The 21,928-nt window shown below is 70.5% G+C and carries 17 protein-coding genes; 8 read left to right on the forward strand and 9 right to left on the reverse strand.

Annotation, left to right across the window (positions count from 1 at the left end; all coding sequences use genetic code 11):
• The first annotated feature begins 112 nt into the window (after positions 1–112).
• Entirely contained in the window at positions 113–1,933 is a 1,821-nt protein-coding gene (locus ACSP97_RS22535) for a phosphoenolpyruvate carboxykinase (GTP) (protein WP_355324112.1), read from the forward strand.
• Positions 1,934–2,187: 254 nt separating this feature from the next.
• On the opposite strand, the gene ACSP97_RS22540 is transcribed toward ACSP97_RS22535, so the two are convergent.
• Both ACSP97_RS22540 and ACSP97_RS22545 read right to left on the reverse strand, forming a co-directional pair.
• Positions 2,188–2,604 (reverse strand): SCO4983 family protein, encoded by a 417-nt coding sequence (locus ACSP97_RS22540; RefSeq protein WP_355324109.1) that lies wholly within the window; start codon positions 2,602–2,604, stop codon positions 2,188–2,190.
• Between the two features lie 115 nt (positions 2,605–2,719).
• Positions 2,720–3,931: a pyridoxal phosphate-dependent aminotransferase gene (locus ACSP97_RS22545; protein WP_440553970.1), complete on the reverse strand. Its 1,212-nt coding sequence runs from the start codon at positions 3,929–3,931 to the stop codon at positions 2,720–2,722.
• Positions 3,932–4,055: 124 nt separating this feature from the next.
• Between ACSP97_RS22545 and ACSP97_RS22550 the strand changes: the two genes are divergently transcribed.
• Together ACSP97_RS22550 and ACSP97_RS22555 are read left to right on the forward strand one after the other, a co-directional pair.
• The gene (locus tag ACSP97_RS22550) at positions 4,056–4,739 is read left to right on the forward strand and encodes a hypothetical protein (protein ID WP_440553972.1); all 684 of its coding nucleotides are present in this window, start codon (positions 4,056–4,058) and stop codon (positions 4,737–4,739) included.
• Positions 4,740–4,911: 172 nt separating this feature from the next.
• Positions 4,912–5,766, forward strand: coding sequence for a trypsin-like serine peptidase (locus ACSP97_RS22555; RefSeq protein ID WP_355531950.1), 855 nt, complete (start codon positions 4,912–4,914; stop codon positions 5,764–5,766).
• Between the two features lie 5 nt (positions 5,767–5,771).
• Here the strand turns inward: ACSP97_RS22555 and ACSP97_RS22560 are convergent, their stop codons facing one another.
• Complete coding sequence (locus ACSP97_RS22560) at positions 5,772–7,397, reverse strand: N-acyl-D-amino-acid deacylase family protein (RefSeq protein WP_440553974.1); 1,626 nt, start codon at positions 7,395–7,397, stop codon at positions 5,772–5,774.
• Positions 7,398–7,426: 29 nt separating this feature from the next.
• Positions 7,427–8,701 (reverse strand): amino acid deaminase, encoded by a 1,275-nt coding sequence (locus ACSP97_RS22565; RefSeq protein WP_440553976.1) that lies wholly within the window; start codon positions 8,699–8,701, stop codon positions 7,427–7,429.
• A 179-nt stretch (positions 8,702–8,880) separates the two neighbouring features.
• Between ACSP97_RS22565 and ACSP97_RS22570 the strand changes: the two genes are divergently transcribed.
• The 5 genes from ACSP97_RS22570 (at position 8,881) to ACSP97_RS22590 (ending at position 13,382) form a co-directional block, all read left to right on the forward strand.
• Positions 8,881–9,942, forward strand: a complete 1,062-nt coding sequence (locus ACSP97_RS22570; protein ID WP_440558468.1) for a sugar kinase — start codon at positions 8,881–8,883, stop codon at positions 9,940–9,942.
• A complete protein-coding gene (locus ACSP97_RS22575) occupies positions 9,939–10,727 on the forward strand; it encodes an IclR family transcriptional regulator (RefSeq protein ID WP_355145827.1) in 789 nt (262 codons plus the stop codon). The genes ACSP97_RS22570 and ACSP97_RS22575 overlap by 4 nt, the downstream gene beginning before the upstream one ends.
• Positions 10,724–11,134 carry a RidA family protein gene (locus ACSP97_RS22580; RefSeq protein WP_355531958.1) on the forward strand — a complete coding sequence of 137 codons (411 nt, stop codon included), beginning with the start codon at positions 10,724–10,726 and terminating at the stop codon, positions 11,132–11,134. The genes ACSP97_RS22575 and ACSP97_RS22580 overlap by 4 nt, the downstream gene beginning before the upstream one ends.
• A gap of 104 nt (positions 11,135–11,238) precedes the next feature.
• A complete protein-coding gene (locus ACSP97_RS22585; protein ID WP_391869740.1) occupies positions 11,239–12,735 on the forward strand; it encodes a GntP family permease in 1,497 nt (498 codons plus the stop codon).
• A gap of 71 nt (positions 12,736–12,806) precedes the next feature.
• Positions 12,807–13,382 carry a hypothetical protein gene (locus tag ACSP97_RS22590; protein WP_440553979.1) on the forward strand — a complete coding sequence of 192 codons (576 nt, stop codon included), beginning with the start codon at positions 12,807–12,809 and terminating at the stop codon, positions 13,380–13,382.
• 93 nt (positions 13,383–13,475) lie between these two features.
• On the opposite strand, the gene ACSP97_RS22595 is transcribed toward ACSP97_RS22590, so the two are convergent.
• From ACSP97_RS22595 to ACSP97_RS22615, 5 genes are all read right to left on the reverse strand, one after another.
• A complete protein-coding gene (locus ACSP97_RS22595) occupies positions 13,476–13,895 on the reverse strand; it encodes a contact-dependent growth inhibition system immunity protein (protein WP_440553981.1) in 420 nt (139 codons plus the stop codon).
• 19 nt (positions 13,896–13,914) lie between these two features.
• Positions 13,915–18,633, reverse strand: a complete 4,719-nt coding sequence (locus tag ACSP97_RS22600) for a putative T7SS-secreted protein (RefSeq protein WP_440553983.1) — start codon at positions 18,631–18,633, stop codon at positions 13,915–13,917.
• Positions 18,633–19,271, reverse strand: coding sequence for a hypothetical protein (locus ACSP97_RS22605; RefSeq protein WP_355531968.1), 639 nt, complete (start codon positions 19,269–19,271; stop codon positions 18,633–18,635). Before ACSP97_RS22605 ends, ACSP97_RS22600 begins: the two co-directional genes overlap by 1 nt.
• Positions 19,268–19,813: a hypothetical protein gene (locus ACSP97_RS22610; protein WP_440553985.1), complete on the reverse strand. Its 546-nt coding sequence runs from the start codon at positions 19,811–19,813 to the stop codon at positions 19,268–19,270. The genes ACSP97_RS22605 and ACSP97_RS22610 overlap by 4 nt, the downstream gene beginning before the upstream one ends.
• Positions 19,814–19,959: 146 nt before the next feature.
• Positions 19,960–21,693, reverse strand: coding sequence for a chitinase (locus tag ACSP97_RS22615; protein WP_440553987.1), 1,734 nt, complete (start codon positions 21,691–21,693; stop codon positions 19,960–19,962).
• Positions 21,694–21,928: the final 235 nt, after the last annotated feature.

The following is a 21,928-nucleotide window of genomic DNA, read 5'->3' on the forward strand; positions in this document are numbered from 1 at the left end:
TACAGGCGGATGATCAAATGAGTGCAGTCGGCACCGGATGAGCGACGACGAAGCGTCCGGGTCGCAGCCCCCACGGGGCAACAAGGACAAAATCCCTCACTTAGGAGCAACCGTGGCGCGCGACAACTCGGCTACCAGCGTTCCCACCCACCACCAGGAACTGATCTCGTGGGTCAATGAGATCGCCGAACTGACGCAGCCGGACAGCGTGGTCTGGTGCGACGGCTCCGAGGCCGAGTACGAGCGGCTGGCCGAGGAGCTCGTGACCAAGGGCACCTTCAAGAAGCTCGACCCGGTCAAGCGCCCGCACTCCTACTACGCCGCCTCCGACCCGACCGACGTCGCGCGCGTCGAGGACCGCACCTTCATCTGCTCCGAGAAGGAGGAGGACGCGGGCCCGACCAACAACTGGAAGGCCCCCGCCGAGATGCGGGAGATCTTCACCGGCGAGCAGGGACTGTTCCGCGGCTCGATGCGCGGCCGCACCATGTACGTCGTCCCGTTCTGCATGGGCCCGCTCGGCTCCCCGCTCTCCGCGCTGGGCGTGGAGATCACCGACTCCGCCTACGTCGCCGTCTCCATGCGCACCATGACGCGCATGGGCCAGGCCGTCCTCGACGAGCTGGGCGACGACGGCTTCTTCGTCAAGGCCGTGCACACCGTCGGCGCCCCGCTGGAGCCGGGCCAGGCGGACGTGCCGTGGCCGTGCAGCCAGACCAAGTACATCTCCCACTTCCCCGAGTCGCGCGAGATCTGGTCCTACGGCTCCGGTTACGGCGGCAACGCCCTGCTCGGCAAGAAGTGCTACGCGCTGCGGATCGCCTCCGTCATGGCGCGCGACGAGGGCTGGCTCGCCGAGCACATGCTGATCCTCAAGCTCACCCCGCCGCAGGGCGAGTCCAAGTACGTCGCCGCCGCGTTCCCGAGCGCCTGCGGCAAGACCAACCTCGCCATGCTGGAGCCCACGGTCTCCGGCTGGACCGTGGAGACCATCGGCGACGACATCGCCTGGATGCGCTTCGGCGAGGACGGCCGTCTGTACGCGATCAACCCCGAGGCCGGCTTCTTCGGTGTCGCGCCCGGCACGGGCGAGCACACCAACGCCAACGCGATGAAGACCCTGTGGGGCAACGCGGTCTTCACCAACGTCGCGCTCACCGACGACGGCGACGTCTGGTGGGAGGGCATGACGCCGGAGGCGCCGGCCCACCTGACCGACTGGAAGGGCAACGACTGGACGCCGGCCTCCGGGACCCCGGCCGCCCACCCCAACGCCCGCTTCACCGTGCCCGCTTCGCAGTGCCCGATCATCGCGCCCGAGTGGGAGGACCCCAAGGGCGTGCCGATCTCGGCGATCCTCTTCGGCGGCCGGCGTGCCAGCGCGGTGCCGCTGGTGACCGAGTCCTTCGACTGGAACCACGGCGTCTTCCTGGGTGCCAACGTGGCCTCCGAGAAGACCGCCGCCGCCGAGGGCAAGGTCGGCGAACTGCGCCGTGACCCGTTCGCCATGCTGCCGTTCTGTGGCTACAACATGGGCGACTACATGGCGCACTGGATCGACGTGGCCAAGGACAAGGACCAGTCCAAGCTGCCGAAGATCTACTACGTCAACTGGTTCCGCAAGAACGACGAGGGCACGTTCGTCTGGCCCGGCTTCGGCGAGAACTCCCGCGTCCTGAAGTGGATCGTGGAGCGCCTGGACGGCAAGGCCGAGGGCGTCGAGACCCCGATCGGCATCCTGCCGGCGAAGTCGGCCCTGGACACCGACGGTCTCGAACTCTCCGACGCGGAACTGGACTTCCTGCTCACGGTCGACAAGGAGGTCTGGCGCGAGGAGGCCGCGCTGATCCCCGAGCACCTCGACACCTTCGGCGATCACACCCCGAAGGAGCTGTGGGACCAGTACCACGCGCTCGTCGAGCGCCTGGGCTGAGCCCCCGAGAACTCCGCGGCCGGTCCGACTAGCCCTGACCAGCGACAGTCGTCACGAAGGCCGGCCGCGGAACCGCAACGCACCGGGCCGGGCCCCGCACCGTACAACGGCGTACGGCGAGGGGTCCCGGCCCGGTGCGCGCATGTGTCCGCGTCGGTGGACGGCCCGGTTTGAGGCGCCCGGTCCGCGCGTCGCTGCGGGTGCACGCGGACCGGGGCCGGTCGTGGGGACCCCCGACGGGGTCCGGGTGGGGGTCAGCCGGCGGTGCTGAGTTCCCTCGGGTCGGCCAGGGCGGCCGTGTGGGCGTCCATGCGCTCGGCGGACAGGATCGCCGCCGCCGTGTCGGCGCGCGAGGCGGCGACCACCAGCGCCCGCCCGGCCAGGGCGTGCGCCCGCCGGTGCAGGGCCACGGGGTCGCCGTCGGCGGCGGATGCCGCGCGCAGGGGCGTACCGCCCCGAAGCCGGCTCACCTCACCGGCCAGCCGCTGCGCGGCCGCGTCCAGATCGGCGGAGGGCGTCAGCGCCCGCAGCTCGTCGGTGACCGCGAGCAGCGCGGCGAGATGCCCGGCGAGCTGGATGTCCAGCTCCTCCTCGCGCGAACGGTGGGGGAAGTCGGAGGGGGTGCCGGCCATCGTGCTGTGGACCGACTTGGTGCGGATCGGTTCGTACATGGGGATGGCCTCCTGTGCTCTGACAGGAAACCATCCTAGCTTGGATTTCGTCTAAAGTTGAGTCGGGTCACGGTCTGAAGCCCGTCGACTACGATGGGCTCGCCGTCGCCCCGGGTCACCGCTGGACGTAGCCGTCCAGGAAGGTCCCGATCCGGGTCACCGCGTCCTTGAGATCCCCGACGGTCGGCAGGGTGACCACCCGGAAGTGGTCCGGCTCGGGCCAGTTGAAGCCGGTGCCCTGCACCACCATGATCTTCTCCTGGCGCAGCAGGTCGAGGACCATCTGCCGGTCGTCCCGGATCTTGTAGACCTGCGGGTCCAGGCGCGGGAAGAGGTAGAGCGCGCCCTTCGGCCGGACACAGCTCACGCCCGGGATCTGCGTCAGCAGCTCGTACGCCGTGTCCATCTGCTCCTTCAGCCGCCCGCCGGGCAGCACCAGGTCCTGGATCGACTGGCGTCCGCCGAGCGCGGCGACCACGCCGTGCTGTCCCGGCATGTTGGCGCACAGCCGCATGTTCGCCAGGATCGTCAGGCCCTCGATGTAGGAGTCGGCGTGGGCGCGCGGGCCGGAGATCGACATCCAGCCCACCCGGTAACCGGCCACCCGGTACGCCTTCGACATGCCGTTGAAGGTCAGCGTCAGCAGGTCGGGCGCGACCTTGGCCGTCGGGGTGTGCGTGGCGCCGTCGTAGAGGATCTTGTCGTAGATCTCGTCGGAGCAGACCAGCAGATTGTGCCGGCGGGCGATGTCCGTCAGCCCCTTGAGCACCGTCTCGTCGTAGACCGCGCCCGTGGGGTTGTTCGGGTTGATGATGACGATCGCCTTGGTGTGGTCGCCGACCTTGCTCTCGATGTCGGCGAGGTCGGGCATCCAGTCGGACTGCTCGTCGCAGCGGTAGTGCACCGCCGTGCCGCCGGACAGCGAGACCGCGGCCGTCCACAGCGGGTAGTCCGGCGCCGGTACGAGGACCTCGTCGCCGTCGTCCAGCAGGCCCTGCATCGCCATCACGATCAGCTCGGAGACGCCGTTGCCGATGAAGACGTGCTCGACGTCGGTCTCGATGCCGAGGGTCTGGTTGTGCATGACGACCGCGCGGCGGGCGGCCAGCAGGCCCTTGGCGTCGCCGTAGCCGTGCGCCGTGGAGACGTTGCGGAGGATGTCCTCCAGGATCTCCGGGGGGCACTCGAAACCGAACGCGGCCGGGTTGCCGGTGTTGAGCTTGAGGATGCGGTGGCCCGCCGCCTCAAGCCGCATGGCCTCCTCGAGAACCGGACCCCGGATCTCGTAACAGACGTTGGCGAGCTTGGTCGACTGGATCACCTGCATACGCGTGAGCTTAGGGCCCGGCCATGACTCGTGGGTGGTGTTTTCCGCCACGTGAGACATGGATTTGCCCGGAATGCCCCTACGGCTGTCTCGGTACTCCCTTGCCTCCCTACAATCCGCTGTCGTGTCCAGCGAACGTGAGTACGAGTCGGAGCCGCCCAGAGCCGGGGAGGGGGCCGCCCCTCTGCCCGTGTTCCTCCCGCGGCCGGGTCCCGCTCCGTCCTACGAGGAGTACGCCGACCCCGCCGCCGCCCACGGCTGGCAGAACGCTTACGACGAGACCCGCGAGCTGCCCCCGATCGCCGACGCCGACGCGCCCGGCGCCGATGGGCCCGGTCCCGGTGAGGGCCGTGCCGGGCGCCGTCGGCAAGAGCGGCGGCGCAGGGCGGGCCGCCGCCGGCTCGCGGCCGTCGCCGGAGCGCTCGGCGTCGCCGGCACCGTCGCACTGATCGCGGGCGTGGCCGGCGGCTCGGACGACCCCGCCGCGTCCCGGTCCAAGGGGAGCGGGCGGGCCGGCGCCCCGCAGAGCGCGCCCGCCGACGCCGTGGCCCCGGAGGCGCCCGCCCCCGCCGCCGGCAGCGCCTCCGGCGGTGTCGCCGTCCCGACGGCGTCCGCCCCGACGGCATCCACCCCGGCCGCGCCCCGGACCGCGCCGGCCGGGACCACCGCCCCCGCCACCACCGCCCCGGCGCCCGACGGGAGCAGTGCCGCGCCCCCGCCCGCACCCACCTCCGAGCCGCCGGCGACCGCCGCCCCCACCTGGTCCGCCTCCGGCCGGCACCACGGTCACGGCAGGCACTTCCGCTGAGTGAAGTGCCGTTCCCGCGCCTTGAGTTGATCACAGGTGTCACACAGGGAAACCCCTATGTCCTGATCCCGCTTCTTGTTCCCGTTCCCTCGCTGCGCTGAGAATGCGCATGACAAAGATTGGGCGACCGGCACTCCCGCCGGTCGCCCCCGTCGTACGAGGGGACCCCCACATGAACAAGCCTCTCCTTGCCGCGCTGTCCGCCCTGGCCCTGGCCGGGCTGGGCGCGGCTCCCGCGGTGGCCGCCCCGCTCACCGCCGCGCCCGCCCCGCACCAGGTCACGTCGCCCGCCGTCACCGTGAACTTCGCGGGCACCGTCTCGCTCAGCGACTGCTCCGGCTCGATCATCCGCTTCGCGGGCTCCGCCGACAGCGACCCCGCGCTGGTGCTCACCAACGGCCACTGCCTGGAGACCGGCTTCCCGGATCCCGGCCAGGTCATCACCGGCCAGTCCTCCAGCCGCACCTTCGGTCTGCTCAACGCCTCCGGCAGCAAGATCGCCACCCTGCGCGCCAACCAGGTCGTCTACTCGACGATGACGGACACGGACGTCACGATCTACCGCCTCACCAGCACCTACGCACAGATCAAGAGCAGCTACGGCATCAACGCGCTCACCGTGAGCGACACCCACCCCACCGCCGGCACCGCCATCAAGGTGGTCTCCGGCTACTGGAAGACGACCTACAGCTGCAACATCGACGGCTTCGTCTACCGGCTGAAGGAGGGCGACTGGACCTGGAAGGATTCGATCCGCTACACCTCCAGCTGCAACACCATCGGCGGCACCTCCGGCTCCCCGGTGATCGACACCACCACCGGGAAGGTCATAGCCGTCAACAACACCGGCAACGAGGACGGCCAGCGCTGCACGGTCAACAACCCGTGCGAGGTGGACGCCGGCGGCAACATCACCGTCCGCCAGGGCATCAACTACGCCGAGGAGACCTACCAGATCCCGGCCTGCTTCACCACGGGCAACAAGCTCGACCTCGGCGCGGCGGGCTGCGTCCTGCCCAAGCCGTAACGGCCTCACCCGGGCGTACGGCGGACGGAGCGGCCCGCGAGCACATCCGTCCGCCGGCCGTCCTCGACGGCGAAGCGGCCGTCGACCAGCACATGGGGAATGCCGGTCGGCAGCGCCCGGGGCGCGGCGAAGGTGGCACCGGGCGCGACCGTCTCCGGGTCGAACAGCACCAGGTCCGCCCGGTAGCCCTCGCGCACCAGCCCCCGGTCCGGCAGCCGCAGCCGGGCCGCGGGCCGCGAGGTCAGATGGGCGACGCACTCCTCCAGCGACAGCACCCCCGACTCCCGTACGTAGTGCCCGAGGTAGCGCGGAAAGGTGCCGTAGGCCCGCGGGTGCGGCTTCGCGCCGCGCAGGATGCCGTCGGAGCCGCCGGTGTGGGCGCAGTGGCGCATGATGGCGCGGACGTTCTCCTCGTGGCCGACGTGCTGGAGGATCGTCGTGCCGAGCCGGTCCTCGACGAGCAGCCGGCGGGCCGCCTCCCACGGGGCCTCGCCGCCCGCCTCGGCCAACTCCCGCACGGTACGGCCCACTTGGGTGCCGAGCGAGGGATCGGCCACCCCGGACACCTCGATGGTGTCCCACTCGACCGGCACCCCGTGGCAGCCGTCGGAGCCGGTCACCTCCAGCTCCCGCCGGATCCGCTCGGCGGTCGCCGGGTCGGCGAGCCGGGCCAGGACCCGCTCCGGGCCGCCCTCGCTCGCCCAGCTCGGCAGCAGCGCGGCGAGGGTGGTGCAGCCCGGGGTGTACGGGTAGGTGTCCAGGGTGATGTCCGCGCCCGCGTCCAGGGCGCGGTCGAGGAGGTCCAGCAGCTCGCCCGCGCGCCCCGCGTTCACCCCGAAGTTCATCGTCGCGTGCGCCAGGTGCAGCGGACAGCCCGCGCGCCCGGCCAGCTCCACCATCTCGGCGTAGGCCTTCAGCGCGCCGGCGCCGTAGGACCGGTGGTGCGGGCAGTAGTAACCGCCGTACCCGGCGACGACCCGGCACAGCTCGGTCAGCTCGGCGTCATCGGCGTACATCCCCGGGGTGTAGGTGAGCCCCGACGACAGCCCCACCGCGCCCTGCTCCAGCCCCTGCGCCACCAACTCCCGCATCCGGGCCAGCTCCTCCGGGGTCGCCGGCCGGTCCTCCCAGCCCATGACCAGCGCCCGGACCGTGCCCTGCGGGATCAGATAGGCGGCGTTCACGGCGATCCCGTGCCCGTCGATCCCGCGGTCCAGCCGGTCGAGGTACTCGCCGACCGTGCGCCAGTCGAAGTCGACGTCCTCGCCGTACCCGTTCCACCCGGTGATCGCCCGGCGCACCTCCTCCAGCGTGCGCTCGTCCACCGGGGCGTACGACAGTCCGTCCTGGCCGATCACTTCGAGGGTGACCCCCTGCGCGACCTTCGCACTGTGGTCGGGATCGCGCAGCAGGGCGAGATCGGAGTGGGCGTGCATGTCGATGAAGCCGGGGGAGAGGACCAGCCCCTCCGCGTCCAGCTCCCGCATCGCGCTCGGCCGTTGGCAGCCGGCCGCCGCGGCCTCCTTGACGATCGAGACGATCCGCCCGCCGTCGACCACCACATCGGCCCGGTACGACGGCCCGCCACTGCCGTCGACCACCTCGGCGTCCCGTACGACCAGGTCCTCCATGCCGGCCCCTCCGAATGGTCCGTGTGCGGTCAGAAGCAGGTGCGGATGTAGTCGACCACCGTGCCGTCCGCCTCGGCCACCGGGATCAGCTGCCACTTGTCGAAGACCGTGCACGGGTGGGACAGCCCGAAGCCGACCCAGTCGCCCACCCGGAGGTCGGCACCGGAACCGGTGCGCAGCCACAGGTGCTGGTCCGACAGCGCGGTCACCTCGATCCCGGCGGCCGGCCGCTCGGTGCCGTCGTCCCCGCGCACCACCTGCGCCACCGGCAGATCCAGGTCGTAGGCGGCGTCCCGCTTGCCCGCGTTGACGAACGCCTCCGTCGCCGAGGGCCGCGAGACCACCTGCGCCCAGAGCCGGAAGGCGGGCTCCAGCGCCCCTTCCTCGGGCACCCGGTTGAACGGCGTGAGCCGCCGGTAGTGCACATCGTCGTGCGAGACGTACGCGCCGGAGCGCAGCAGCTTCAGCACGGGCAGGGAGAGCGCGGGCACCTCGGCGAACACCTCGGCGACGGCGTCGAACCACTCGCTCCCGCCGGCACTGACGACGATCTCCCCGGCGCCCGCGAACCGCCCGTCCTTGTCGAACTCGGCCGCCAGCGCCACCAGGTGACGCAGCCATGCGCGCACCCGCGCCGGATCGGCGTCCGGCACCTGGGCCTCGTACCCCGCCACGCCGACCAGCCGGAGCGTGTCCGTGCGCCCCACCGCCTCGGCCACGGCCCGGGCATCCGCCGCCGACCGCACGCCGGTCCGCGCGCCCTCGCCCGCGCCCAGCTCCACGACGACGTCCACCGGACGGGCGGTACCCCGCAGCGCGGCGTCCATCAGCTCGACCCCGCGCACGGAGTCGACGTAGCAGACGAAGCGGAAAGCGGGGTCGGCGGCGAGTTCCGCCGCGATCCAGCGCAGGGCCGGGGCGTCCACCAGCTCATTGGCGAGGAACACCCGCTGGATCCCGAACTCCCGGGCCACCCGCACCTGGTGGGGCACCGCCAGCGTGATGCCCCACGCGCCGTGCTCGATCTGGCGGTGGAAGAGCTGCGGCGCCATGGAGGTCTTGCCGTGCGGGGCGAAGGCGAGGCCGTGCCGGGCCGTGTAGGACTCCATGAGCGCGAGGTTGTGCGCGAGCCGTTCGGCGGACAGGACGAGGAGGGGCGTGGTGAACCCGCCCTCCGCGGTGAACAGATTGCGGCGCTCGGCGGCCAGTTCGCGCACGGTACGGCCGTGGGCGTCCGGCGGGAGCCCCTTGAAGCGGTGGTCGACCCGTTCCTCGGCCAGACGGCCGAGCGCCTCGGTACCCATGCGAGCCCCTCTCTGCCGTTGCAATATGTGCAACGTCCATTGCATGCAGTGCTCCTGCTGTCTAGCATCTCGCCGACACCCGGTCAACGGAGCCGCCGCCCCGGACATCGACAGGAGCCATCATCGACGACGCTGCTTACGAGGTGGAGTACGTGGATGTCGTCACGCTCGGCGAGTCCATGGTCACCTTCGTGCCCACCCGCCCGGGACGGCTCGCGGACGTGCCGTCCTTCGACCGCGCGATCGGCGGCGCGGAGTCCAACGTGGCCTGCGCGTTGGCCGCTCTCGGTCACGCCACACGGTGGGTGAGCCGGGTGGGCGCGGACGGCTTCGGCGACCATCTGCTGGCCCGGATCGCCGACCACGGCGTCGACGTCTCCGCCGTCCACCGCGACCCCGCCCGCCCCACCGGCATCTACTTCCGCACCGGCGCGGACCGTGCCACGGGCGCGCACGAGGTGGTGTACTACCGGGCGGGCTCGGCGGCGTCCGCCATGTCCGTGGCCGACGTGGACACGGCGGCGGTACGGGCGTGCCGGGTGCTGCATCTGTCCGGGATCACGGCGGCGTTGTCGCCCCAGTGCCGCGAGCTGCTGTGGCACCTGACGGCCCCGCGCGCCGGCGGCCCCCTGATCTCCTTCGACGTGAACTTCCGTCCCGCGCTGTGGCCGGAGCGGGGCGAGGCGGCGGTACTGCTGGAGCTGGCGCGGCGCGCCGACCTCGTCTTCGTGGGCGCGGACGAGGCGGAGGAGGCCTGGGGCGTCACCGGCGGCGCGGAGGCGATCAGGGAGGCGCTGCCCGAGCCGGAGGTGCTGGTGGTGAAGGACGGGGAGAGGGGCGCGACGGCGTTCGCCCGGGGCCCCCTGGAGGGTGCCGGCGCGGATGCGGACACGGTCACGCCGGGCGCTCCCGAACCGGCCGCCACCGTCGGCGCCGTGACGCACCGCGTCTTCGAACCCGCTCCCCGCGTCCACGTCGTGTCCACCATCGGCGCCGGCGACGCCTTCGCCGCGGGCTTCCTCTCCGCCACCCTGCGCGGACTGCCCGTACGGCAACGGCTGAGGTACGGCCATCTCGCCGCCGCCGCGGTCCTCACCGCGCCCACCGACCTCGCCGCACCGCCCGGCCGCGGCCACGCCGACCGCCTCGTCGCCCTGGACGCCCCGGCATGGGGGAGACTTCGACTCGCCCCCGGCTGGACGCAGGCCGAGCGGGCACCGGAGGAGGCGAATCCCACATGAGTCAGACCGTCGACCGCGCCCTGAGCATCCTGCCGCTGCTCGCCGAAGGCCCCGCCGACCTCGGCCAGGTCGCCGACCGGCTCGGCGTCCACAAGTCCACGGCCCTGCGCCTCCTGCGCACCCTGCACGAACACGGCCTGGTCTACCGCCAGTCCGACCAGCACTACCGCCTCGGCGCCCGCCTCTTCGCCCTCGCCCAGGAGGCGATGGAGAACCTCGACGTCCGCGAGATCGCCCACCCCCACCTCGTACGGCTGAACGAACAGTGCGGCCACACCGTCCACCTCGCCGTCTACGAGGAACACGAGGTCCTCTACATCGACAAGGTGGACAGCCGCTACCCGGTCCGCATGTACTCCCGCATCGGCAAGCCCGTCGCCATCACCGTCGCCGCCGTCGCCAAACTCCTCCTCGCCGATCTCCCCGAACCCGAACGCCGAGCCCTCGCCGAAAAGCTGGACTACCCCGCGTACACCCCTCGTTCCACCCCCAACGCCGAAGCCTTCCTCCGTGAGCTGGCCAAGGTCCGCGACCAGGGCTGGGCCACCGACCTCGGCGGCCACGAGGAGTCCATCAACTGCGTCGCCGCGCCGATCCGCGGCGCCGACGGCCGGGTGGCCGCCGCGATGTCGGTCTCCGCCCCCAATGTCGTCGTCACCGCCGACGAACTGCTCGCCCTCCTCCCGCTCGTCCGCCGCACCGCGGACGCCATCAGCGCCGAGTTCTCCGGCAGACCTCCCGTCACGGAACAACCATCACAGAACGTCCGTAAGGATCACGTATGACCGAAAAGATCGCCCTCACCCCCAAGACCCACACCACGCCGCCCGCGAAGTTCTCGCACGGCGTGCGCAAGGGCAACATCCTCCAGGTCGCCGGCCAGGTCGGCTTCCTGCCCGCGGAGGAGGGCAAGCCCCCGACCCCGGCCGGCCCCACCCTGCGCGAGCAGACGCTCCAGACCCTCGCCAACGTCCAGGCGATCCTCGAAGAGGGCGGCGCGAGCTGGGACGACGTGATGATGATCCGCGTCTACCTCACCGACGTGGACCACTTCGCCGAGATGAACGACATCTACAACGCCTACTTCGAGGACCAGGCCCTCACCCAGCCGCCCGCCGCCCGGACCACGGTCTACGTCGGCCTGCCGCCCGGCCTCCTGATCGAGATCGACGCACTCGCCGTCCTCGGCTGAGCCCCACCCCCCTGCACGACGCACACGGCACGGCACCCTCCGGGGCGCCGTGCCGCGCTCCCCCCTGCCCGAAAGCACCATGACCCCACGAAGAGGACCCCCGAATGTCCTTTTTCCCACCGGCGTTCACGCTCGCGGCCCCAGCCCCCGCCCCCGCCACCCCGCCGCACACCGGCGGACTGCTCCTCCTCATGGACGGCACCCCCGGCCTCCTCACCATCGCCGCCCTCGGCATAGCCCTGCTGCTCTTCCTGATCATCAAGGCGCGCCTGCAGCCCTTCGTCGCGCTGCTCGCCGTCTCCATAGCCGTCGGCCTGCTGTCCGGCCTGTCGGTCACCGAACTCTTCGGCACCGTCCAGAGTTCGAGCGCCGTCTCCACCATCGAGTCCGGCATGGGCGGCATCCTCGGCCACATCGCGATCATCATCGGCCTCGGCACGATGCTCGGCGCGATCCTCGAAGTCAGCGGCGGCGCCCAGGTGCTGGCCCAGCGCCTGCTGTCCCTCTTCGGCGAGCGGCGCGCCCCGCTGGCCATGGGCCTGACCGGCCTGATCTTCGGCATACCGGTCTTCTTCGACGTGGGCATCTTCGTCCTCGCCCCGCTCGTCTACGCGGCGGCCAGGCGCGGCGGCAAATCGATCGTCCTCTACTGCCTGCCCCTCCTCGCGGGCCTGTCCATGACCCACGCCTTCCTGCCCCCGCACCCCGGCCCGGTGGCGGCCGCCGGCCTGCTGCACGTCCAGCTCGGCTGGATCATCCTCATGGGCGTCGTCTGCGGACTGCCCGCCGTGGCCGCGGCCTGGGCGTACGCGGCCTGGATCGGCAAGCGGGTCTTCGTCGCCGTACCGCAGGACATGGTGGAGGCGGCCGAGGAGGCGAAGCGCGCGGTGCTGGCCGAGCAGCGCGCCCAGGGCGTGCCGGCGCAGGAACGCCCGGTGCCCCTCGCCACCGTCCTGGCCATCATCGGCACGCCACTGATCCTGATCCTGGCGGCCACCTTCTCCTCGATCGCCCTGGACCCCTCCCCGTTCCGCTCCTTCCTGCAGTTCCTGGGCCACCCCTTCGTCGCCCTCACCGCGGCCCTGCTCCTGGCGTACTACCTGCTGGGCATCCGGCGCGGCTGGTCCTACAAGTCCCTGGAGACGGTGTCCACTTCGTCGCTGAAGCCGGTGGGCAACATCCTGCTGGTGGTGGGCGCGGGCGGGGTCTTCGGCGCCGTGCTGAAGGCGAGCGGCGTGGCCCAGGCCCTGTCGGACACCTTCCACGGCGTGGGCCTGCCGGTGATCGTCCTGGCGTACCTGATCTCGCTGGTGCTGCGGGTGGCGCAGGGCTCGGCGACGGTGGCGATCGTGACGACGGCGGGCATCGTGGCCCCGCTGCTCGCCGAGGACCACACCTCGCAGCCCTTCGCCGCCCTGGTCATCATGGCCATCTCGGCGGGCTCCATCTTCGCCTCGCACGTCAACGACGGCGGTTTCTGGATGGTGGCCAAGTACTTCGGCATCAGCGAACGCGACACGCTGCGGACGTGGACCGTCCTGGAGTCGGTGCTGTCCGTGTCCGGTTTCGCCGTGGCCGGGGTCGTAAGCCTGTTTGTGTGAGGGACATAAGTTGCCGACGCGACGCGCGGGCTGACTGGTTCCGGCACAGGGAAGTCGTCCATACTGCCGCCGTGGAGCAGCGCATAGGATCGAGCAGCAATCCGTTGAACACCGAAGCGTTGAAGGCGGAAGCGGTGACGAGCGAGCCCGTGACGGGCGCCGGGTTCGACCCGGCCTTCATCCCGGGGATCACGGGTCCGGCGTCGCCGTCGGAGCCGAAGTCCTCCCCGGAGCAGGAGTCCGAGCCGGAGGCCGACGCGGCCTCTGCCGAGCAGACGACGGCGGACGAGGCCGGGGCCTCCGAAACCCCGGCCGAGGACACCCCGTCCTCGTCCGACGACACCTTGTCCGACGGGCCGTCCGACGGGCCGGTCTTCGAGGCCGCCGACCGGCGCGCCAGGATAGTGGCCGACCACAAGGGCGTCCGGCTCAGCCTGGACGAGGAGTCCTGCGAGTTCGGCTGGGACGAGATCGCCGCGGTCGAGTCGGAGACCCCGCGCTTCGGCAAGCGCTACACGATCACGGTGCACACCCCGGAGCGGCGCTGGTACCCGATCGAGATCGAGGCACCGTCCCGGTCCCGCTTCAAGGAGTGGGACGAGCAGCTGGACGCGGTCCTGGACGCGTACTTCGAGGACGGCGACTGAGCCGACCCCCCTGCTGCCCACGAGCCGGCTCCCCCGGGAGCCGGCTCACCGACTCATGTCCTCGTGACCGGACGTTGGTCGCCTCAGCACTGGCTAAAGTACGTCCGAAAGAGCGGACCGGAAGGCCTCTACCTCTTCACGGATATACGGTGAGAGATCAGTCAGCATGTTGACTGTTTCATTCAGGTGACGCGCTAGTTCCGGTGCATTTCTCCATGTTTCGGCATTCCTTGTCAGCACTGCTGAGAGCAAGTCGTCGTCGTACCATCCGGTCTCTGCTTCCTGGGGGGCTGTTGCTCGCAAAAAATCCAAGGCAACAGGGAGAAGCCACTGAAGGCCAATATCTTGGCCGACCAGACGCCGTAGGTCTTCTGCGGACAGGTCCTTGACCGCTCGGCGCCTCAATTCATGAACGCCACGAACCAGAGATGTGCTGTTGCCGGTGGGCTCAGGCCAGCGGTGCCCTTCAAGTTCCTCGATCGATTTTTCTTTGCTAATGAACTCCGAGAGCATCGGTCGCCTTTCAGGATACTCAAGTGCGATGTCCGATTGAATGCAGGAACCCGTTGAGTCGATCAAGTTCGGCGATCGCATTTTTTCGTTTTGTGATCAGAACCTCGAGCCCGCGGTCGGTCAACGTCTCGGGAGGGCTCGAAATTTCCCGGTCAAGGACCCTTCTGATCCTGTCCAATCCGTCCCGTGCCTGCTTCAACTCGGCGATGTGGTCGAAGGGCGTACCGTCGGCCTTCCGGGCGACGACTTCCCCGCTTGCCTCTCGCCTGGCCGCATTGTAGTGGTTGTGGTTGGCCTGCGAATTTACGTCGCCGAGCGGATCCTTCTTTATGTTTTCAAGTTTTTCGATGGCTCGTTGGGCGGCGCTGGTAATTCCTAACTGGCGAGGGCACCCCTCGGGTGCGAGCCCGAGAGAATCGCTCCAAGTGTGAGGTCTTTCGACGTAAGTGACTGGATTTGGAGCTGGTTCCAGGCCGAGCGGGTCGACGCTGAGATACCGGCCGGTCTCGGGGTCATAGTGCCTGAAGTAGTTGTAGTGCAGCCCGGTTTCCGGGTCGTAGTACTGGCCGGGGAAGCGTAGCGGCGTGTACGTCGTGCTGTTTGTTGCCCATGCCGTTGTTCCCCACAGGGTGCTTCGGGTGCGCCAGGCGATGTCGCCCTGTTCGTCGATGAGTTCGTTCGGGGTGCCGACGAGGTCGGTGACGATGGCGAAGAAGCGGGAGTCGATTTCTTCCTGGGGGGTGTCGGCGGATGTGATGCGTTCGGTTTGGGACAAGGGGCGTAGGCCCTGGTGGTCCCAGGTGAGGGTGACGGGGTGGGGGAGGGACGGGGAGGTGGTGGTCTGTTCGCAGAGGGTGGTGCCGTCCCAGGTGAAGGACACGTGTTCGAGGACGGTTTCGCCGTCGTCGGACAGGCGGAGTTTGGCGGTGCGGCGGCCCAGGGGGTCGTACGTGTAGCGCCAGCGGGTGCCGTCCGGGGTCGTCACCGACACCAGGCGGTCTTCGGTGTCCCATGCGTAGCGCCAGGTGTCCGGTTTGCGGGAGAGGCGGGTTTTCTGGCGGAGGGTGATGCGGCCCAGGGCGTCGTGTTCGTAGCGGACGTTGCCGGCGCGCAGGATGCGGGTGCCCTCGTAGGCGCGGGGACCGGTCGCCTCCGTGCCGGGGTGGGCGGAGGGCCAGCCGGCCTCGGTCTGGTTGCCCGCCTCGTCGTAGGCGTAGCGCTCGGTCCAGCCGGCCGCGTGGACGGCGGTGACCCGGCCGGTCGCGTCGAGGTCGAAGCGGCGGGGCCCCGAGAGGTGGTCGTCGATGCCGGTCAGGTTGCCGTCGGCGCGGTAGGTGTAGGACCGGTGCTGGACCAGGGTGCCCGCGGCGCCGGTCACCGACTGGGTCGTCAGGCGGCCCAGTGCGTCGAAGGTGTGGGCCAGTGTCACCGTCTCGCCGATGCGGCGGGTCAGTTCGCGGCCGGCGTCGTCATAGGTGAAGTCGATGGTGCGGCCCGATGCCACCATGTTCGTGCGGCGGCCCGCCGCGTCGTACGACCAGGTGGAGACGGCGCCGGTGGGGGTCGTGCGGCCCGTGCGGCGGCCCAGGGCGTCGTACGTGTATGTCAGCGTCCGGCCGTTCACCGTCTCCGAGCGCAGGCGGCCGTGGCGGTCGCGCAGCAACGTCAGTGTGGTGCCGTCCGGGCCCGTCGCCTCGGCCAGTTGGTCCGTCAGGTCGTAGGCAAAGGTCGTGATCCGGCCCGCCGCGTTCTTGCGCAGTACTTGGCCGATTTCGTTTCGCTCGAAAGAGATCTGCTCACCGAGGGCGTTACGGCGGGAGGTCAGGCGGCCTGCCGGGTCGTACTCGTACGTCAGGGTCCGGTGGTCGAAGTCCGTCTCCGCCACCAGGCGGCCTGCGGCGTCGTACGCGTACTCCCACGTGAGGCCCTGCGGGTTGGTGACCTTCGTCAGGCGCAGTTCCGCGTCGTGGTCGAACTCGTAGCGCACCCCGTCCGGGCCCGTGCGGGACGACAGGAGGTCGAAGTGGGTGTACGAGAAGCGCGAGACCCCGCCCAAGGGGTCCGTGTGGCTCGTGCAGTTGCCCTCGCCGTCGTACGTCCACGTCTCCGTCGTGCCGTCGGGAGCCGTACGGCGGAGCAGGTGGCCCTCGACCGACCACTCCAGCAGTGTCGTCGCGCCGGCCGGGTCGGTGATCGCGGTCGGGCGGCCGAAGGCTTTCCGCTCATAGCGGGTGACCGCGCCCAGCGGATCCGTCACCCTCACGGGGAGGCCCGCCCGGTCGCACTCGACCGTCGTCGTGTTGCCCAGCGGGTCTCTCACCGAGGTCGGATGGCCGGACTCGTTGTACGTGAAGTGGGTCGTCCCGCCCGCCGGGTCCGTCACCGACGTGCGGTTGCCCCGCGCGTCGAAGGTCTGCCGGACGACCATGCCGTCCGGGCCGACGAGCTTGACCGGCAGACCCGGCTCGTCGTACTCCGCTCGCGACTCGCGGCCGTCCGGGCGGACGACGGACGTGAGATTGCCCGCCTCGTCGTAGCGGAACGATGTCGTGTGGCCCAGCGGGTCCGTCGTGGAGAGCAGACGGTTGTAGCGGTCCCGGACGTAGCTCGTGGTCGCGCCCAGCGGGTCGTTCTCCGCGACCACCTGCCACGCGTCGTTGACCAGGTAGCGGCGGGTGTGGCCCGCACCGGTGGTGGCCGTCGTCGTGCGCAGGCCGGTGGTCGGATCCGGGCCCTCGTACGTCAGGCGAAGGGTCATGTGGCCGGCCGCGCCGCCCTCGGCGACGCAGCGGTTCTGGTCGTCGTACTCGTATGTGTAGCCGCGGTCGTTCGTGTCCGTCCAGGACGTGACCCGGCCCGCCTCGTCGTACGCGAAACGGAGCGGCAGACCAGAGGAGTTGACGACCTCCGTGAGATTTCCGTCCGTGTAGCGGAAGCGCTTGAGTTCCTCGCCCGTCGTCGCCAAGTGGTACGACGTGACGCGGCCCGATTCGGTCGTGACGAGGACGCCCTGGCCCGCGCTCGTGAAGACGGACAGCGGGGTGCCCTCGGTGTCGTACTCGAAGGTGATCCAGTTGCCGTTGCGGTCGTCCACCTGCTCCAGCACCGCGAGGTTCTCGGTCCGGTCGGCGAAGTGCCAGGTGCGGCGGGTTTCCGGGTCGGTGATGGTGTAGCCGCCGTCGACGCGGTCCAGCGGTCGGCGGGGGCCGTGAGTGGGCAGGGTGGGCAGGCCCGGCGCGGGGTGGGGGTAGGACAGGAGGAGGCCGTCCGCCGTGACGAAGACGACTCCCTCCGCGTCGATCTCCAGACGCTGGTCGAGCGTGGAGGACCACGACGGGCCGAACCAACGGCCCAGGTGGTAGCCGGACTCCACCCGCCGTTCGAGGAGCAGCGGGAGTGCGCCGGGCAGGACGACGTCCGTCTGGGGCAGATACATCCTGCCCGTGGCGAGGTCGATGGGGTCGGTGCCGTCGCTGACCCGGGAGTCCTGCTCGCGGGAGGGCTGACGGGGGTCCTCGCGCACCGTGTCCCGGGCGGTGGCCCTTCCCGCGTCCTCCGCCCCCACCCGCGCCCCGTCCTTCAGGGTGCCCTCGGCCACCGAGCGCATGCCCGCCTGTGCCGCGTCGCGCGTCAGTCCGGCCTCCAGGCCGACGCCGTCGCCCACGAAGAGCTGGGGAAGCATGCGGCCGCCGAATTCGGACGGGTCCTTCTTGAAGTCGGACCACATGCCCTTCAGGGCGCGGTCCGGGTGCTCGCCGGTGGCGACCAGGCCACTCAGGGTCATGCTGACATGCTGGAGGTAGTTGGCCGGGTGCGTGAGGTTGTAGGAGTCCAGGGGGTTGAGGCCGCGGACGAAGGTGACCAGGCCCGCCGTGCCCTTGACGACACCGCCGACGAAATGGACGGCCTCGGTGTCGAGCTGCATGTAGCCGTCTTCGAGGTTGTGGCGCAGACGGGCCAGCGGTGGCGGCTCGGCCGGGGCGTGGGCGAGGGCCGTCTTGATCTTGCCCTGGGCTTCCGTGGCCGCGGTGTTGCGCTGCTTGCGGGCGGCGGCGAGTTTGTGCACGGCCGAGTCGACGTCGGCCTTGCCGGGGTCGTGGAACGGCTCGGGCCTGGGGCCGGGGTCCTCGTCGGCCTTGACCTTCGCGTTGTACGCGTCGGCCTTCTTGTTGTACGCCTCGGCCGCGTCCCTGGATGCCTTCTCGCCCTTCTTGTAGAGCTCCAACGCCTCCTTGGCCTGGCTCTGGGCCCATGTGACGGTGTCCGCGTACGACTCCAGCGCCTTCGCCGCTTCGAGGCACGCCTCGGCAGCGGTGGCCCACTTGGCCGGATGCACACCGAACTTCTCGCGGAAGGCATCGCCGGCCTCACCCTGCCAGCCGGAGGAGTCGACCTTGCGCATGCCCTGGCCGACCTTGTCGAAGGCGCCGTGGAAGTCCCGCAGATGCTCGGCGCTCTCCCGGATCCGCTCCGGAGCGCCGTGCAGGAGCTGGTGGGGATCGTCCGTCTCGCCGAGCTGCTTCTCACCGGGGGTGGCGCCGAGATAGGAGGCGAGTCCGTCTCCCGCGTCCTCGATCTTGTCGGCCCACTTGTGCAGACCGACGTGGTCCAGTTCACCGCCCACCTTGTGCGCGGCCCAGTCGACGCCCTCGCCGAGCTTCTTCTTGCCCGCGTTCCACGTCTCCTCACCGGCACCGAGGACCGTGTCGGTGAACTTGCCGATCTCGCCCAGCCCCATCAGCCCTCACCGCCCTGCTGCCCGGCGGCCGCGGCGCGTTCCGCGGGGGAGGGGCCGAACGCCGCGTCGAGCATCCTGTGGTACTCCGCGTCCGACATGCCGCTCGGCCTGATGCCCATGTTCCGCGCGACCTGCGAGTCCATGAAGTCGCGTGCGTCGTCGTTCCAGCCCTGCTTGCTGTTGGCCCACGCCCGATCGAATGACTCCTTGCTGTAGTCCGCGTTCCCGGCGTACGCACTGGACTCGAAGATGTCGCCCCAGCCCATCTTCTCCACGTCCGCCTCGGAGGCGTCGGGATTGCCGATCGCCGCGTTGGCGACGTCCTTGAAGGTGCCCACCACATAGTTCTCGGTGTCGTAGTACGTGCCCGCCGCCAGGCCCGTCTTCGCCGCGAATCCGCTGCCCTCGTCGATCAGCGCGCGCACACCCCACTCCCAGCGCTCGCAGAACGACTTGAACTCGCCGGTCAGTCCCTCGTGGCCCAACTGCATGCCGGTCAGGCCGACCTTGTCGAATCCCCGGCCGGTGTCCGCCTCGTACACCATGCCCAGCTCCTTCAACTCGCCGAGGGCGTCGTTCAGCCCCTTGGCGATCAGGGCCAGGCCCTCGGTCTTCAGGTCCTTGCCGTCACCGCTCACCGCACGTCCCCCGACCCCCCGGCCGAGCCGCCCGGTCCACCGGTCGCGTCCACCGCGGCCCGGTCCGGCACGATCCCCACGACCGGCGGGAACAGCGTGCCCGCGCCGCCCACGTCCAGCGCGACCCCGCACGGCATCCCCACGGCGGGCACGGCGGCGTCCAGCAGCCGCGCGCCCAGCCACCTCTGGTACGTCCACTCCCGCTCGCCCTCGCCCCGCGCCAGCGCGTAACGGGCCAGGGCCGCCTCGCTGGAGAAGGCGTAGATCCAGCGGACGCCGCCGTAATCACCCGTCAGGGGAACGTCGTGCTCATCCACGGGCACGAGCACCGCCGTGCGGCGGAACTCGCCGATCCGCACGGCGAATTCACGGCGCGCGTGTGCCAGCTCGTCGGCGTCGGAACGAGTGGAGGAATTCCGGTTCGACGGCGAAGTGATGTCCTCGCCGTGCCCGTGGGTTCCCGGTTTCTCCCGTTCGGCGGATGCCGCGATCTCCGTGTATTCCGCGAGGTGTGATCCGCGTGTCCCCGTCGTCGAATTCATCCCGCCCCCCTGAGCGCTCACGCCCCGGAGCATCACATCGCCGCGTCGCCGCTCGCAACGCGAATCGGGCGGGACTGGCCGAAAACGCGTCGGCGCCCGGACCCTCGTCGAGGAGTCCGGGCGCCGTGGGGAAGGCAGGTGTCAGCTCACGGCATCGCGTGCACGTGCGCGCCCACCGCGTTCGACCAGGCGTTGCCCGAGGTCGCGTCCCAGTTGGTGGACCAGGTCATCGCGCCGCGCAGGGCGGGGTAGGTCTTCGACGGCTTGAAGGAGCCGCAGTTGGTGCCGGCGCTCAGGCAGTCGAGGGCGTTGTCGACGACCGAGGGGGAGACGTAACCGCTGCCCGCCGCGCTGGTGGACGCCGGGACGCCGAGGCCCACCTGGGAGGGGGCGAGACCGCCCTGGAGCTGGATGCAGGCGAGGGCCGTCAGGAAGTCGACCGTGCCCTGGCTGTAGACCTTGCCGTCGCAGCCCAGCATCGAACCGCTGTTGTAGAACTGCGTGTTGACGACGGTGAGGATGTCCTTGATGTTCAGCGCCGTCTGGAAGTAGGACGCGGACGTGGACTGCATGTCGATCGTCTGCGGGGCCATGGTGATGACGAGGGACGGGCCCGCCTTAGCCGACAGGGCGCGCAGCGCCTGCGTCATGTACGTCGCGTTCAGGCCGTTCTCCAGGTCGATGTCGACGCCGTCGAAGCCGTACGTCTGCATCAGGGAGTAGACGGAGTTCGCGAAGTTCGTCGCCGAGGCCGAGTCGCTCACCGACACCGTGCCGTTCTGGCCGCCGATGGAGACGATGACCTTCTTGCCCGCCGCCTGCTTGGCCTTGATGTCGGCCTTGAACTGGTCGACCGTGTAGCCGCCGAGGCCGGCCGAGTCCAGGTTGAAGGTGACCGCGCCCGGCGTCGTGGTGGCGTCCGCGAAGGCCACCGCGATGATGTCGTACGCGGAGGGGACGTCCGAGATCTTCTGGACCTTGGCGCCGTTGTTGAAGTTCTGCCAGTAGCCGGTCACCGCGTGCTTCGGGAGCGAACCGCCGGTGCCGCCGGACCCGGAGGAGTCCGTCGTCGCCGTCACCGCGGCCGACTTCTGCGACTCGCCCGCCGCGTTCGTCGCCGTCACCTGGAAGCTGTACGAGGTGGCCGGGGACAGGCCGGTCACGGTCGTCGAGGTGCCCGTCGTGGAGGCGACCTTCGCGCCGTTCTCGTACACGTTGTAGCCCGTGGCGCCCGAGGACGTGGACCAGGTGAGGGTCGCCGAGGAGGAGGTCTTGGCGGAGACCGCGAGGCCCGTGGGGGCGGCCGGGACGGTGGGCGGCGGCGTGGTGCCGCCGGTGCCGCCGCCGTCGGGGCCGAAGAGGGAGACGTCGTCGGCGTAGTAGGCGGCCTGGCCGTACCACCCGTGCGTGTAGACGGTGACCGACGTGGTCGACGCGCCCGTGGTGAAGGACGTCGACAGCTGCTTCCACGTGGTCGTGTCGGGGGTCCACGTGGAGACGTCCGTCGTGCCCGTGCCCGTCACGCCCAGGTACGTGTAGCCGCCCTGCACCCAGGAGCTCAGCGTGTACGACGAGTTGGGCTTGACCGCGACCGTCTGCGTGCACTGGGCGTTGTCCTGCCCGGCCGGGGTCGCCTTCAGGGCGCTGGTGCCGGAGTGCACCGGGGAGGAGACCGTCGTGCCGCTGCCCGCGCTGCACGTCCAGTTGGACAGGCCCGACTCGAAGCCGGCGTTGACGACGTTGTTGACGTCCGCCGCGGCGGCCGGGGCGGCGGTGGCGGCGAGCCCCGCGGCCGCGAGGGCGAGGGTGGTGGCGGCGGCCCATGCCGCCGGCCGGCGTCGGCCGCGAAGTGGTCTGAGGGTGCCTGGTGCGCGGTCCACGGGGACCTCCGGGGAGTCGTGGGGAAGTTGCCGGGTGGGGAGTGGAACCGGTGGCCATCGGTGCACACACAAGTTGGTCCAGACCAATTGCGCTGTCAAGAGGTCCAGATCAAAACCATCTCCGGTCGTCCGCTCGCGCCCGCCCCCGCCGCGCGCCGGAGCCTCCCCCGATCGCCCGGTCGACTTGTCCCCGTTTGCAGCGACTTGCCTCGTCAACTTCCACACCGGCTCCACC

The sequence above is a fragment of the Streptomyces sp. SCPE 10 genome (genome assembly GCF_051980735.1).
GTDB classification, from domain to species: domain Bacteria; phylum Actinomycetota; class Actinomycetes; order Streptomycetales; family Streptomycetaceae; genus Streptomyces; species Streptomyces misionensis.

Excerpts from the sequence above, each read along its gene's own strand:
- ACSP97_RS22540 (WP_355324109.1), bottom strand. The coding sequence starts at position 2,604 with ATGTACGAACCGATCCGCACCAAGTCGGTCCACAGCACGATGGCCGGC.
- ACSP97_RS22600 (WP_440553983.1), bottom strand. The coding sequence starts at position 18,633 with ATGGGGCTGGGCGAGATCGGCAAGTTCACCGACACGGTCCTCGGTGCC.
- ACSP97_RS22610 (WP_440553985.1), bottom strand. The coding sequence starts at position 19,813 with ATGAATTCGACGACGGGGACACGCGGATCACACCTCGCGGAATACACG.
- ACSP97_RS22575 (WP_355145827.1), top strand. The coding sequence starts at position 9,939 with ATGAGTCAGACCGTCGACCGCGCCCTGAGCATCCTGCCGCTGCTCGCC.
- ACSP97_RS22560 (WP_440553974.1), bottom strand. The coding sequence starts at position 7,397 with ATGGAGGACCTGGTCGTACGGGACGCCGAGGTGGTCGACGGCAGTGGC.
- ACSP97_RS22545 (WP_440553970.1), bottom strand. The coding sequence starts at position 3,931 with ATGCAGGTGATCCAGTCGACCAAGCTCGCCAACGTCTGTTACGAGATC.
- ACSP97_RS22565 (WP_440553976.1), bottom strand. The coding sequence starts at position 8,701 with ATGGGTACCGAGGCGCTCGGCCGTCTGGCCGAGGAACGGGTCGACCAC.
- ACSP97_RS22585 (WP_391869740.1), top strand. The coding sequence starts at position 11,239 with ATGTCCTTTTTCCCACCGGCGTTCACGCTCGCGGCCCCAGCCCCCGCC.
- ACSP97_RS22595 (WP_440553981.1), bottom strand. The coding sequence starts at position 13,895 with ATGCTCTCGGAGTTCATTAGCAAAGAAAAATCGATCGAGGAACTTGAA.
- ACSP97_RS22580 (WP_355531958.1), top strand. The coding sequence starts at position 10,724 with ATGACCGAAAAGATCGCCCTCACCCCCAAGACCCACACCACGCCGCCC.
- ACSP97_RS22570 (WP_440558468.1), top strand. The coding sequence starts at position 8,881 with ATGGTCACCTTCGTGCCCACCCGCCCGGGACGGCTCGCGGACGTGCCG.
- ACSP97_RS22555 (WP_355531950.1), top strand. The coding sequence starts at position 4,912 with ATGAACAAGCCTCTCCTTGCCGCGCTGTCCGCCCTGGCCCTGGCCGGG.